This window comes from Sphaerisporangium fuscum (assembly GCF_018531465.1).
GTDB classification, from domain to species: Bacteria; Actinomycetota; Actinomycetes; order Streptosporangiales; family Streptosporangiaceae; genus Sphaerisporangium; species Sphaerisporangium fuscum.
Genome location: NZ_JAHDTF010000060.1, coordinates 19,630 through 32,328 on the forward strand (window position 1 = coordinate 19,630; position 12,699 = coordinate 32,328).

General features: G+C 69.8%; 14 protein-coding genes, 1 pseudogene and 1 riboswitch. Of the genes and pseudogenes, 10 read left to right on the plus strand and 5 right to left on the minus strand.

Annotated features, from left to right (window positions below):
• Position 1: 1 nt before the first annotated feature.
• The gene (locus tag KIK05_RS45110) at positions 2 to 1,039 is read left to right on the plus strand and encodes an ABC transporter ATP-binding protein (RefSeq protein WP_308250424.1); all 1,038 of its coding nucleotides are present in this window, start codon (positions 2 to 4) and stop codon (positions 1,037 to 1,039) included.
• Positions 1,023 to 2,033: an ABC transporter ATP-binding protein gene (locus KIK05_RS45115; protein ID WP_214417093.1), complete on the plus strand. Its 1,011-nt coding sequence runs from the start codon at positions 1,023 to 1,025 to the stop codon at positions 2,031 to 2,033. Before KIK05_RS45110 ends, KIK05_RS45115 begins: the two co-directional genes overlap by 17 nt.
• 294 nt (positions 2,034 to 2,327) lie before the next feature.
• Here the strand turns inward: KIK05_RS45115 and KIK05_RS45120 are convergent, their stop codons facing one another.
• The 4 genes from KIK05_RS45120 to KIK05_RS45135 all read right to left on the minus strand — a co-directional run bounded on the left by KIK05_RS45120 (position 2,328) and on the right by KIK05_RS45135 (position 5,431).
• Positions 2,328 to 2,798, minus strand: coding sequence for a hypothetical protein (locus KIK05_RS45120; RefSeq protein ID WP_214417094.1), 471 nt, complete (start codon positions 2,796 to 2,798; stop codon positions 2,328 to 2,330).
• Positions 2,799 to 2,932: 134 nt separating this feature from the next.
• Positions 2,933 to 4,111 (minus strand): lipid-transfer protein, encoded by a 1,179-nt coding sequence (locus tag KIK05_RS45125; RefSeq protein WP_214417095.1) that lies wholly within the window; start codon positions 4,109 to 4,111, stop codon positions 2,933 to 2,935.
• The gene (locus KIK05_RS45130; protein WP_214417096.1) at positions 4,108 to 4,518 is read right to left on the minus strand and encodes a Zn-ribbon domain-containing OB-fold protein; all 411 of its coding nucleotides are present in this window, start codon (positions 4,516 to 4,518) and stop codon (positions 4,108 to 4,110) included. The genes KIK05_RS45125 and KIK05_RS45130 overlap by 4 nt, the downstream gene beginning before the upstream one ends.
• 82 nt (positions 4,519 to 4,600) lie before the next feature.
• Positions 4,601 to 5,431 carry an SAM hydrolase/SAM-dependent halogenase family protein gene (locus KIK05_RS45135; protein ID WP_214417097.1) on the minus strand — a complete coding sequence of 277 codons (831 nt, stop codon included), beginning with the start codon at positions 5,429 to 5,431 and terminating at the stop codon, positions 4,601 to 4,603.
• 188 nt (positions 5,432 to 5,619) lie between these two features.
• Here KIK05_RS45135 and KIK05_RS45140 point away from each other — a divergent pair, with 188 nt between their 5' ends.
• The 3 genes from KIK05_RS45140 to KIK05_RS45150 all read left to right on the plus strand — a co-directional run bounded on the left by KIK05_RS45140 (position 5,620) and on the right by KIK05_RS45150 (position 7,449).
• On the plus strand, positions 5,620 to 5,934 hold the full coding sequence (locus KIK05_RS45140; protein ID WP_214417098.1) for a DUF3263 domain-containing protein: 315 nt from the start codon (positions 5,620 to 5,622) through the stop codon (positions 5,932 to 5,934).
• A 90-nt stretch (positions 5,935 to 6,024) separates the two neighbouring features.
• Positions 6,025 to 6,795, plus strand: coding sequence for a trehalose-phosphatase (gene otsB, locus KIK05_RS45145; protein WP_214417099.1), 771 nt, complete (start codon positions 6,025 to 6,027; stop codon positions 6,793 to 6,795).
• Positions 6,796 to 6,852: 57 nt separating this feature from the next.
• Positions 6,853 to 7,449, plus strand: coding sequence for a hypothetical protein (locus tag KIK05_RS45150; RefSeq protein WP_214417100.1), 597 nt, complete (start codon positions 6,853 to 6,855; stop codon positions 7,447 to 7,449).
• Between the two features lie 13 nt (positions 7,450 to 7,462).
• On the opposite strand, the gene KIK05_RS45155 is transcribed toward KIK05_RS45150, so the two are convergent.
• Positions 7,463 to 8,890 carry an alpha,alpha-trehalose-phosphate synthase (UDP-forming) gene (locus KIK05_RS45155; RefSeq protein WP_214417101.1) on the minus strand — a complete coding sequence of 476 codons (1,428 nt, stop codon included), beginning with the start codon at positions 8,888 to 8,890 and terminating at the stop codon, positions 7,463 to 7,465.
• A 271-nt stretch (positions 8,891 to 9,161) separates the two neighbouring features.
• Here KIK05_RS45155 and KIK05_RS45160 point away from each other — a divergent pair, with 271 nt between their 5' ends.
• From KIK05_RS45160 to KIK05_RS45180, 5 genes and pseudogenes are all read left to right on the plus strand, one after another.
• On the plus strand, positions 9,162 to 9,725 hold the full coding sequence (locus KIK05_RS45160; RefSeq protein ID WP_214417102.1) for an RNA polymerase sigma factor: 564 nt from the start codon (positions 9,162 to 9,164) through the stop codon (positions 9,723 to 9,725).
• A gap of 105 nt (positions 9,726 to 9,830) precedes the next feature.
• Positions 9,831 to 9,995, plus strand: a riboswitch (SAM riboswitch).
• A 15-nt stretch (positions 9,996 to 10,010) separates the two neighbouring features.
• A complete protein-coding gene (gene thrC / locus KIK05_RS45165; protein WP_214417103.1) occupies positions 10,011 to 11,309 on the plus strand; it encodes a threonine synthase in 1,299 nt (432 codons plus the stop codon).
• Between the two features lie 13 nt (positions 11,310 to 11,322).
• Complete coding sequence (locus tag KIK05_RS45170) at positions 11,323 to 11,598, plus strand: MoaD/ThiS family protein (protein ID WP_214417104.1); 276 nt, start codon at positions 11,323 to 11,325, stop codon at positions 11,596 to 11,598.
• Positions 11,599 to 11,939: 341 nt separating this feature from the next.
• The gene (locus tag KIK05_RS45175; protein WP_114033242.1) at positions 11,940 to 12,140 is read left to right on the plus strand and encodes a cold-shock protein; all 201 of its coding nucleotides are present in this window, start codon (positions 11,940 to 11,942) and stop codon (positions 12,138 to 12,140) included.
• A gap of 384 nt (positions 12,141 to 12,524) precedes the next feature.
• Positions 12,525 to 12,699 (plus strand): annotated as a pseudogene (locus tag KIK05_RS45180) (TCP-1/cpn60 chaperonin family protein); the annotation flags it as partial.

The window sequence follows — 12,699 nt, forward strand, 5'->3', positions numbered from 1 at the left end:
GGTGACTAATCCGTCAATCGACACGCGCCTGCTCCCTGCGGAGGCCGACCACGAGCCGCTGCTCGCGGTCGACAACCTGCATGTGGAGTTCGTGACCCGGCAGGGCCTGGTCCGGGCGGTGAACGGCGTCAGCTACACCGTCAACGCCGGGGAATGCCTGGCGGTCCTCGGCGAGTCCGGATCCGGCAAGTCGGTGACCGCCCAGGCGATCATGGGCATCCTCGACATGCCGCCCGCCCGTATCCCGAAGGGCGAGATCCGCTTCCGCGGCACCGACGTGCTCAAGCTGTCGGACCAGGCGCGCAGCCAGATCCGCGGCCAGCGCATCGCGATGATCTTCCAGGACGCGCTGTCCGCGCTGAACCCCGTGTTCACCGTGGGCTGGCAGATCAGCGAGATGTTCCGTGTGCACCGCGGCATGTCCAAGCGCGACGCCATGAAGAAGGCCGTCGAGCTCATGGACCGGGTCCGCATCCCGGCGGCCAAGCAGCGGGTGAACGACTACCCGCACCAGTTCTCGGGCGGTATGCGCCAGCGCATCATGATCGCGATGTCGATCGCGCTGGATCCCGAGGTGCTGATCGCCGACGAGCCGACCACCGCGCTCGACGTGACCGTCCAGGCCCAGATCATGGAGCTTCTCGCCGAGCTGCAGCGCGAGAGCAACATGGGCCTGATCCTGATCACGCACGACCTCGGCGTGGTCGCCGACGTGGCCGACAAGATCTCCGTCATGTACGCCGGGCGCATCGTCGAGAACGCCCACGTGCACGACCTGTACAAGTCGCCAGCACACCCCTACTCCAAGGGCCTGCTCGACTCGATCCCACGGGTCGACATGAAGGGCCAGGAGCTGTACGCCATCAAGGGCCTGCCGCCGAACCTGCTCGACATGCCTCAGGGCTGTGCCTTCAACCCCCGCTGCCCGTACCGTCGCGACAACTGCGTGACCGACGTGCCCCCGCTGTACGAGATCAGCGGGACGCGCGGGAGCGCCTGCCACTATTACCGGGAGGTCCTCGATGGCACCGTCGGGTGAGCGGATCCTCGAGGTTCGTGACCTGGTCAAGCATTTCCCGCTGAACCAGGGCATCGTCATCAAGCGCCAGATCGGCGCCATCAAGGCGGTGGACGGCGTCTCGTTCGAGCTGCACCGCGGCGAGACGCTCGGCGTCGTGGGCGAGTCGGGCTGCGGCAAGTCCACCCTGGCCAAGCTACTGATGGCGCTGGAGCGTCCCACCTCGGGCGAGGTGAAGATCAACGGCGTCGACATGGCCAAGGCGCGCGGCGGCGACCTCAAGCGCATGCGCCGCAACATCCAGATGGTCATGCAGGACCCGTACACCTCGCTGAACCCGCGAATGACGGTCGGCGACATCGTCGGGGAGCCGTTCGAGATCCACTCCGAGGTGGCGCCGAAGGGCGACCGCCGCAGGAAGGTGCAGGAGCTGCTGGAGGTGGTCGGGCTCAACCCCGAGCACATCAACCGCTACCCCCACCAGTTCTCCGGCGGCCAGCGGCAGCGCATCGGCATCGCCCGGGGCCTCGCGCTCCAGCCCGAGGTCATCATCTGTGACGAGCCGGTGTCGGCGCTCGACGTGTCGATCCAGGCGCAGGTGATGAACCTCCTGGAGCGGCTGCAGAACGAGTTCAACCTGGCCTACATCTTCATCGCCCACGACCTGTCGGTGGTCCGGCACATCTCCGACCGCGTCGCGGTGATGTACCTCGGGAAGATCGTCGAGCTGGGCAAGGACGTCGACATCTACGAGAAGCCGAGCCACCCCTACACCCAGGCTCTGCTGTCGGCGGTGCCGGTGCCCGACCCCGAGGGCCGTGAGCAGCGCGAGCGCATCATCCTGCAGGGCGACCCGCCGTCCCCGGCGGACCCGCCGTCGGGCTGCCGGTTCCGGACGCGCTGCTGGAAGGCGCAGGACATCTGCGCCCAGCAGGAGCCGCTGCTGGAGATACGCGCCGGCGGCCACCTGAGCGCCTGCCACTTCGCCGAGGCACACGACGTCATCCACGCCTGACGAGCGCGAGGGGCGCGGCGGTGGTCTGAGGAGGAGGTAGGGCGAGGGACGAGCCCGGACGACGACGAAGGCCGCCGCCTCAAGGAGCGCTCCTCGCCGCCGAGCGGAGCGAGGCCATGGGCACGGGCGCGGCGGTGGTCTGAGGAGGAGGTAGGGCGAGGGACGAGCCCGGACGACGACGAAGGCCGCCGCCTCAAAGGGCGCCCCTCGCAGCCGAGCGAAGGCGAGGCGGTCAAGCACAGCGAGGCGGCGCCCCCACGAGTCGTGGGGGCGCCGCCTTGTTCGTTGGGTGCCTCAGAGGCCGAGGCCCAGGCCCAGGCCGAGCCCGACGCCCAGGAGGCCGCCGCGGCCGACGCCGACGCCGTAGCCGACACCGCCGCCGAGGCCGGAGCCGTAGCCCACGCCGACGCCGTAGCCGACGCCGCCGCCGTAACCCGCGCCGTAGCCGACCCCGTAGCCGAGGCCGCCGCCGTAACCGAGGCCGGCACCGTAGCCGAAGCCGGCACCGTAGCCGAGGCCGCCGCCGTAGCAGCCGCCGTAGACGGGGGTCGGAACGCCGACCGGGACCGGCACCGCGACGGGGGTCGGAACCGCGACGGGGGTGGGGACGGCGACGCCGACGGCGCCGGGGGCGCAGCAGCAGTCGTCGAACTGCTGCTGCTTGGCGATCTTGGCGGGCTTGCCCGTGTCGGCGGACGCCACTGCGGCGGACCCGAAGAGGGCGATCCCGACGCATGCCGAGGTGACCAGAATGCGGCGAATCATTTTCTGACTTCTCCCTGTAGAAACCATCACACCGGAATTGCCCGTATCAGGCACTTTCCGTGCTGCGACGGTCGCTGAATGTGATCGGGGGAGACAGTACCCATTGGAAGAACACGGATAAGGGCGCGGAATGGTCAGCTGATGGCAATGATTGCCGAGCCGTGTCCGAAGAGGCCCTGGTTCACGGCCAGGCCAACCCTTGCCCCCTCGACCTGCCGGGCGCCCGCCGTACCCCTTAACTGCCAGGTCAGCTCGCATACCTGGGCGATCGCCTGGGCCGGGATCGCCTCGCCGAACGACGCCAGACCGCCGGAGGGGTTGACCGGAATTTTGCCGCCGAGCGCGGTCTCCCCGGAGCGGAGCAGCGTGGAGGCCTCGCCGGGCGGGCACAGGCCGACGTCTTCGTACCAGTCGAGCTCCAGCGCTGTGGAAAGGTCGTACACCTCCGCCAGGGAAAGATCGTCCGGGGCGACGCCCGCCTCCTCGTAGGCGGCGTGGGTGATCGAGGCCCGGAAGGGCCGGTCGGGCACGGGTACGCCGGCCGAGGAGTCGGTGGCGAAGTTCGGCATCTCCAGCACCGTGTTGGGGAACGTCGGGGTGACCGTGGAGACGGCGGCGATCCGGACGCCGGGAAGCCCCCGGCGACGGGCGAAGGATTCCGACGCCAGCACCACGGCGGCGCCGCCGTCGGAGGTCGCGCAGATGTCCATGAGGCGTAGCGGGTCGGCGACCATGGGCGAGGCGAGCACCTGCTCGGCGGTGACCTCGGCGCGGTAGCGCGCGTTGGGGTTCAGGGCGCCCGCCCGGGCGTTCTTCACTTTCACCAGGGCGAAGTCCTCGGCTGTGGAGCCGTGGAGCGCCATCCTCCGCCGCGCGTAGAGCGCGAAGTACGCCGGATTCGTCGCCCCGAGGAGGCGGAACCTCAGCCAGTCCGGGTCGTCGGGCCGGTCGCCGCCGACCGGCTTGAAGAACCCTTTGGGTGTGGAGTCGGCCCCGACGACCAGGGCGACGTCGCACAGCCCGGCGAGGATGCGGGTACGGGCGATCTCCAGCGCGTGGGCGCCGGTGGCACAGGCGGCGTAGCAGGAGGCGATACGCGCGCCCGACCAGCCGAGTGCCTGGGCGAAGGCCGATCCGGCGACGAAGCCCGGGTAGCCGTTCCTGATGGTGTCCGCGCCGACCAGGAACTGCACGTCGGTCCAGTGCAGGCCGGCGTCCGCGAGCGCGCGCCGGGCGGCGGCCACCCCGTACGAGAGGAAGGGCTTGCCCCACTTGCCCCACGGGTGCATGCCCGCGCCCACCACCAGCGTCATCGCGGCAGCCCCCACATCCACACGACGGGGCCGTCGGCCAGGGGGCCGCTGGTGAGCTCCAGTTCCATGCCGACGTCGAGGTCCTCGACGGTCAGGCCGGGGGTGACCTGGCCGAGCACCACGATGCCCTCTTCGGCCAGCTCGACGGCCGCGAGGGTGACCGGGGTGTACGGCTCCGCCGCGACGTAGGGCGCGGGGGGCGCGTAGCGGGCGTTGGTGTAGGACCAGACGGTGCCCCGGCGTGAGAGCCGTACGACGGCGGGGGAGCTCCCGTCGCACCGCGGGTTGCGGCAGAACCCCTCCTGGGGCGGGAAGCAGACGGCGCCGCAGTCCGCGCAGCGCGTCCCCAGGAGGTGCGTGACGCCGTCCTCGACGGTGAACCAGCCCTCGATCGCCAGCTGAGTCATGTGCCCAATATGACACAAGCGCTTGCTCAAATACGAGTCCGGCCGGGACGACGCGCGGTCCCGGCCGGCACTCCTCCGCCGGTCACACCTCCAGCTGGGTCCAGCCGTCGGCGACCCGCGCCAGCCGTACGTGCGCGCCGGGAGGCAGGCCCAGGCGCTGCCCGGCGTCGCCGGAGTTGACCGCCAGCGCCACCCGCCCCGCCGAGTCGGTGAACGCCACGAGGTTGCCCGGCGGCGCGGCGGCGTAGGTGTCGCGGAACGGCATCGTGATCTGCCGCCGGCCCATCGACACCGCGAGGATGTCGCCCAGGCGGACGCCGAGCGCCGTCAGGTCGTCGGCGGTCACCGACAACTGGACGTTGCCGTGGTGGTCCAGCGAGATGACCTCGCCCTCCACGGCGCCCTCGCCGCGCCGGGCGGTCGGTGTGGGGAGTGACAGCAGGTGGTCCAGCGGCAGTTCGGGGCCGAGGTCGCCGGGTTTGCGCCCGTTGCACAGGTGCGCGGCGACGGGGGCGTACACGTCGCGGCCGAGGAACGTCGGGGACACGGGCGTGAGGAACAGCGCCTCATTGGTGATCTCGTACGCCGCCCGCGCCCCGCCCGACGCCAGCACCGCCCAGGAGAGCAGGCCGTTGTTCGGGCCCACGAACACGTGTCCTCCCGCCTCCACCGCCACCGACCGCCGGGCGCTGGCGGCCGCCGGGTCGACGGCGGCGATGTGCACGCCGGGAGGCAGATATGGCAGCGTCTGGGCGAGAATCGCGGCGCCTCGCCTGATGTCACCGGCCGGGACCTGGTGGCTGACGTCGATGATCCGTGCCTGGGGGGCGATGCCGATGATCACTCCGTGGCAGGCGGCCACGAAGCCGTCGTCGGAGCCGTAGTCGGTGAGAAGGGTGATGACAGAGGTCACACCTGGTGACTGTACGTCTCCCGAAGTGTCATGAACAGCCGCGAATTCCCTACTACCATTGCCAGGGCCGCACGCGCGTCGTGGCTCAAGGGTCGCTGTCTGCCGGGCGCTCGTTCCGCTCGTCTTCCCCGCTTCCCCTGCCCGGCCTGCCGTCCACGTCTCCCGCGTGCCCGACCGAGGAGGACAGCATGGACACCGCACCGGATCGCGGTGACAGCAATCCAGGCGAACGACCGACCCCCGAGACCCCCGGAGAGCTGACCGACCGCGAGCGCGAGCTCCTGGCGTTCGAGCGCCAGTGGTGGCGCTACGCCGGCGCCAAGGAGCAGGCGATCCGCGAGACCTTCGCGATCTCCGCGACGCGGTACTACCAGCTTCTCGGCCAGTTGATCGACCGGCCCGAGGCTCTCGCCCACGACCCCATGACCGTCAAGCGCCTCAAGCGCCTGCGGGCGTCGCGCCAGCGCGAGCGCGCCGCCCGCCGTCTCGGCATGCGCCCGTGATGTCTGGGGTACTGCTCAACAGTGACTCAGGAAGTGTTGCCGGATATCGCTGGTTTTGCTGCCATAAAGAGTGATCCGGCGAGAGCCGTGATGGGATTCGACTTCGACGGCACGCTCGCGCCCATCGTCCCCGACCCCGCCGACGCCCGCATCGACCCGCGCGCCGCCGCCGCGCTCGTCCGCCTCGGCGGCCTCGTGGGCGCCGTCGTGATCGTGACCGGCCGGCCCGCCGCCACCGCCGTCGCCTACGGCGAGGTGCCGGGCGGGCCGAGCCTGGCCGACGTGCCCGGACTGGTCGTGCTCGGCCAGTACGGCCTCGAACGCTGGGAGGCGGGCGAGGTGAGCAGCCCGCCGCCCCCGCCCGGCGTCGAGCGGGTGCGCGCCGAGCTGCCCGGCCTGCTGGCGTCCCTCGGCTTCCCCCTGGGCGACGGCACGGTCCCGGGGGTCACGATCGAGGACAAGGGGCGGGCCATCGCCGTCCACACCCGCCGGGCTCCCGAACCGGAGGCCACCCTGGAGGCGCTGCGCGAGCCGCTCGCCAGGCTCGCCGCGGAGACCGGCCTGGTGGTCGAGCCCGGACGCCTGGTGCGCGAGCTGCGGCCCGCCGGAATGGACAAGGGGCACGCCCTGGGGGCGTTCCTCGCCGAGCGGGCCGCGAGGTCGGTCCTGTTCGCCGGGGACGACCTCGGCGACCTCGCGGCGTTCGAGGCCGTACGCCTGTCGGGGCTGCCCGGCGTGACGGTGTGCAGCGCCTCCACCGAGGTCACCGAGCTGGCCGAGCGCGCCGACGTGGTCGTCGACGGACCCGCGGGGGTCGCCGAGCTCGTCTCGGCCCTCGCCGACGTCCTCAGGGAGCGCTGAGCCGGGAGCAATCGCGCGGTAAGTCAACGTCAAGTCGCCCTGCCTAGGCTCGCGGCCATGATGAGAAGGACGATCACGCTCTGCGCCCTCGCCGTCGCCGCGGCGGCGACCACCTTGGCCGCACCCGCCGCCGCCGGCGCCTCCACGGGCGGAGCGGCCGCCATGACCGTGCCGATGCGCGTACGGGCCGGGCTGACGCTGCACGTCCCCGCGGCCTGGTCGGTCTACCGGCGCGGAGACTGGCTGCGCGTCGTCACCGGCGCGTGCGCGCACCCCGAGCGGGGCTTCTTCGAGCCGAACTGCGACAGCTTCTGGGTGCTCGGCCCCAAGGCGATCAAGTACGGCCACGAGCTCTTCAGCCCCTACACCCCCGACCAGCCGTTCTACCCCGCCACCGACGTCGAGCCGTGCCCGGTGAGCCGGCGCCTTTCGGGGGTGCTCGGCAAGGCGACGGCCATCGGCCTGAAGCAGGTCGGCCCGGGCCACAAGGCGAACTACCGGTCGTGGCCGGGCCGCTGCGTCACCTCCAAGGGCGAGCAGAAGGACACCTACACCCAGCGCGAGTGGTACCTGCCGAAGTCGAAGATCCTCGTCGTCGACCAGCACGGCACGCCCGAGCTCGCCGGCATCCTCAAGAACGCCACCTGGAGCTGAGCGGCGGCGCCGGTCACCGTTCGAGGGCGGCGAGCTGGTCGGCGAACCACTGGTTCGGGGGGAGGGCGGTGGCGGCGGCGCGCAGCCGTTCACCGCGCTTCACACGCTCCTCCTCGGGGAGCATCAGCGCGTCGTGGAGGGCGTTCGCCGTGCCTGAGACGTCGTAGGGGTTGACGACGAGCGCGTCCGCACCGAGCTCGGCGGCGGCCCCGGCCTCCCTCGACAGCACCAGCGCGCAGTGAGGCGCGAGGATCGGCCCCTCCTTGGCGACGAGGTTCATGCCGTCGCGGATGGGATTCACCAGCAGCACGTCGGCGATGCGGTAGGCGGCCAGCGAGCGGGGGTAGTCGTCGTCGACGTTGAGGATCAGCGGATCCCACTCCTCGCCGCCGAACTCGTCCTCGATCTCCTTGGCGCAGCGCTGCACCGCCGCGGTGTATTCGCGGTACTCGGGCAGGTCGTGCCGGGACGGGTAGGCGAAGGCGAGGTGGACGACCTTGCCGTGCCATTCGGGGTGGCCGGTCAGGAACTCCCGGTACGACAGAAGGCCCCGGACGATGTTCTTGGACAGCTCGGTGCGGTCGATGCGGACGATGAGCTTGCGGTCGCCCACCCGCTGGCGCAGGGCGGTCATGTGCGACTCGACGTCGGGCTCCAGCGCGCGGGCCCACAGGGCGTCGCCGTCGACGCCGAGCGGGTGCACGCCGATGCGCGTGGTGTGGCCGTCGTAGGTGACCGTGTGCTCCGACCGGTCGATCACCGCGCCGAGCTGGCTCTCGCAGCAGTCCATGAACGCCGACGCCCAGCGCGCGGTGAGGAACCCGGCGTGGTCGGCCCCCAGGATGCCGGACAGCAGCTCGGCCGCGATGCCGTCGGGCAGGAGCGAGAAGTACTCCGGCGGCGCCCACGGGGTGTGGGAGAAGTGCGAGATGCGCAGGTCGGGCCGCTCCACCCGCAGCATCGCCGGGGCGAGCGTCAGGTGGTAGTCCTGGATCATCACCCGCGCGCCGTGCGCGGCCTCCTCCGCCAGCGCGAGCGCGAAGGCGGCGTTGTAGTGCTGGTAGGACTCCCACTCGCGGTGGAAGCGCATGTCGAACTGCGGGGAGTTCGGGGTGTCGTAGAGCAGGTGGTTGACGAACCACAGCGTGGAGTTGGCCACCGCGTTGTAGGCGCGGTGGAACGTCGCCGGCGGGATGTCGAGCATGCGCACCGGCCCGGTGTCGTAGCCGGCCTGGTCGAGACGCCCGCTCGGCGCCAGCCGTACGGCGCTGCGGTCGCCGTCGGACAGTGCGGCGCACACCCACAGCACGCCTGTGGACTTGGCCACCTCCGACAGGCCGGAAACCATGCCGCCCCCGCCCCGGCGCATCGTCAGCGAGCCGTCGTCGGCGAGCGTGAACGAAACAGGGCCCCGGTTCGAGGCCAGTAGAACCGTGTTCATCTGCCCATCACCACTCCTCGTCCGCCGCGTGGCGGTCGTCCCTCGCCGTGCTGATCGCGACGCCTCGCGTCGCGGCCCGAGCGCTGGTAACCGGTGTCTTCCCGTCTCGTTCGGGATCGCCGCGCTCCCCGCTCGCATCATCGGCGCGCCCTCGGGTACCTCTCCGCCGTGATGCGCGCCTGGCCGCAGATTAATAAAATTTAACGCCCCCAATAAGATGGGCTGGTGGTCAGGTCGAGGCGAACGGCAGACGGCCGAAGGGGGCTCCTACATGGCGCTTGACGAAACCACCGAAGAGCTGGCTCGCGCCGCCGCCCAAGGCGACCACCGCTCTCTCGGCGAGCTTCTGCGCCGCATCGAGCCCGACGTGCTGCGCCATTGCTCCAAGCTCCTGCCCTACCATCAGGATGCCGAGGAGGCCTGCCAGGATACGCTGCTGGCCGTCGCCCGCAACATCGGAAGATTCGAGGGACGGGCGCGTTTCTCCACGTGGCTGCACATCGTGACGGCCAACTGCGCCCGCACGACCTACCGCACGCTCAAGCGCCGCGCGGCGGAGCAGAGCTCCGAGGAGCTGCCCGACCTGCGGGCCGACCCCGCCCGCGTGAGTGTGATCGCCGGTTCCCGGCTCGATCTGCTCGACGCCATGGAGGCCCTGGAAGCCGACAAGCCCGAGCTGGCCCAGGCGCTCGTGCTGCGCGACATCTGCCAGCTCGACTACAACGAGGTGGCCGACCAGCTCGGCATCCCGCTCGGCACGGCCAAGTCGCGCATCCACCAGGCGCGCAAGTTCGTGCAGGCGATCCTCGGGCCGGCGTACGGCAAGTACGCCTGACCGGGGCCCCGTCTCGCCAATTGAGACGGATCGCCTGAGCCGCTGATGGGCGAGGTACAGTTCTAGGGCCTGCCTTGTGATATCGGCGGCATGACAACTTCATATTGCTCATCCAGAGGGGTGGAGGGACCGGCCCTGCGAAGCCCCGGCAACCCTCCCGGCTGTGGTCATACGCGTCCGCCGAGCGACGCGGCACTTCGACCAGTGAGACCGGCCGGGACAGGTGCCAATTCCGGCCCGTGACCAAGGCGGCACGGGCGAAGATGAGGGGAAAGGCCTCGCTTCATGGCGCTCGCTACAGCAGCTGAAATCACCAACGCTCTCGACTTCGGTCCCGCCGTGGCCCTTTCGTGCCGCGAATGCGGCACCCGCTACGACCTCGGACCGAAATTCGCCTGCATCGAGTGTTTCGGGCCACTCGAAGTGGCCTACACCTGGAACACCCCCGACGCGGCGGACGTCCCGCCGGTGACGCGGGAGCAGATCGAGTCGGGTCCGACCAACATCTGGCGTTACCGGGCGCTGCTCCCCGTGCCCGCCGACGTCACCGGCAAGCCCAATCTCGCGCCCGGTTGGACCAAGCTGGTCAAGGCCGACAACCTGGCCCGCGAGCTGGGCCTGCGCAGCCTCCACGTCAAGGACGACTCCGGCAACCCCACCCACTCCTTCAAGGACCGGGTCGTGGCGATCGCCCTGGAGGCCGCCCGCAACTTCGGTTTCCACACCCTGTCCTGCTCCTCCACCGGCAACCTCGCCGGCGCGGTCACCGCCGCGGCGGCCCGCGCCGGGCTGGACGCCTGCGTCTTCATCCCCTCGAACCTCGAAGAAGCCAAGATCGTCATGGCCTCGGTGTACGGCGGGCGCCTGGTCGGCATCGAGGGCACCTACGACGAGGTCAACCGCTTCTGCTCGGAGCTCATCGGCGACCCGCTGGGCGACAAGTGGGGCTTCGTGAACGTGAACCTGCGGCCCTACTACGCCGAGGGCTCCAAGACCCTCGCCTACGAGATCGCCGAGCAGCTGGGCTGGCGCATCCCCGACCAGATCATCATCCCGGTGGCGTCCGGCTCCCAGCTCACCAAGATCGACAAGGGGTTCAAGGAGCTCATCAAGCTCGGCCTCGTCGACGACAAGCCGTACAAGATCTTCGGGGCCCAGGCGGCGGGGTGCTCGCCGGTGTCCACGGCCTACAAGGCCGGGCGCGACACCGTGCAGCCGGTCAAGCCCGACACCATCGCCAAGTCCCTGGCCATCGGCAACCCGGCGGACGGGCCGTACGTCCTCGACATCGCCCGGCGCACCGGCGGGGCCGTGGAGGACGTCACCGACGCGGAGGTCGTGGACTCCATCAGGCTCCTCGCCCGCACCGAGGGCATCTTCGCCGAGACCGCCGGCGGCGTGACGGTCGGCGTGCTCCGCAAGCTGCTCGCGGGCGGCCTCCTCGACCCTGACGCCGAGACCGTGGTGCTCAACACCGGAGACGGTCTGAAGACGCTCGACGCGGTCTCCGCCGAGGCGCGGCCCACCGCCGTCATCCGGCCCTCTCTCGACGCATTCCGTACGGCTGTCGCCGACAACTCCTGAAAGGTTCCGATTTATGAGCGTTTCTGTGCGGATTCCGACGATTCTCCGTACGTATACGGACGGTGTCGCCGAGGTGAACGGCGAAGGGGCCACCCTCCGCGAGGTGCTCCAGAAGCTCGACACCGACTTCCCGGGAATCGGGGCTCGCATCCTCGATGAAACGGGCAAGATTCGCCGTTTTGTCAACGTGTATGTCGGAGAAGAGGACGTCCGTTTTGCTGACGGACTTGACACCCAGACGCCCGACGGAGTCCAGATCTCCGTGATCCCCGCCGTCGCCGGAGGCTGATCGCCCAAGGCGTCGCGAACGCCCACGCGCCCCGCGGGTGCGTGGGCGTTCGCATGTCCGGCGCGAGAATCCGCAGGTTATCGGCAATATGCGTCTCTTACTGGGTCCCCGAAAGGTAGTGCAATTCTCAACCAACCAAACGCCGCGTGAAATTGCACTCGTACTGCCGTGAGCGAACGTCAAGAAGTAGTTTCGTCATTGACTCTGTTGCGCCAAGCCTCGCCACAGGTATGGTCGAGAACGATCGACGCGACCGAGGAGTTCGCATGCGTCTCGGTTTCGGAGGTCGGACCCCGCGAAGGAGTGGGCGGGGTTCTGAGCCCAGCAAGAGGAGTCGGAAAGTGGCGCAGGGCACCGTCAAATGGTTTAACGCGGACAAGGGCTACGGCTTCATCGCGGTAGACGGTGGTAAGGACGTGTTCGTCCACTACTCGGCGATCCTGGCGGAGGGATACCGGTCCCTCGAGCAGGGTCAGAGGGTGGAGTTCGAGATCACACAGGGCCAGAAGGGTCCGCAGGCGGAGTCCGTGCGCACTGTGTGACGGCCGGCGTGGCGCCGGTCGACGACGGAAGATCCGCTGGTCCCCCATCAGTAACGGGAAGGTTCGGTCTGTCATGCACCGAGACGGGCCGGGCCTTCCGTCATGTCCGCCCTTTTCATCGGAGTGAGGGCCTGCCCAATACTCGGCATACGGTCAGAGAAATCCGTGTGCCTCCCAGGTCATAGGGGTTGTCGCTTGCACTCGACGGGGTAGAGTGCTAAACAGTTCGTTGGCACTCTCCTGTCGAGAGTGACAACCCTGGATCGAGGCGATGGGGCCTGGCGATCCGCGGCGACAGGTGCCGTGGAGGAGCGGGTCTACATGCCGTCGCGGGCGTCGGCTCGATCCGCTGCAAGCCACCCTGTATCTGGGAGGTCTAGCCGTATGGCAGCCAAGATGATCGCGTTTAACGAGGACGCCCGGCGCGGTCTCGAGCGCGGTATGAACCAGCTCGCCGACGCCGTCAAGGTGACCCTTGGTCCCAAGGGTCGTAACGTCGTGCTGGAGAAGAAGTGGGGCGCTCCCACGATCACCAACGACGGTGTGTCGATCGCCAAGG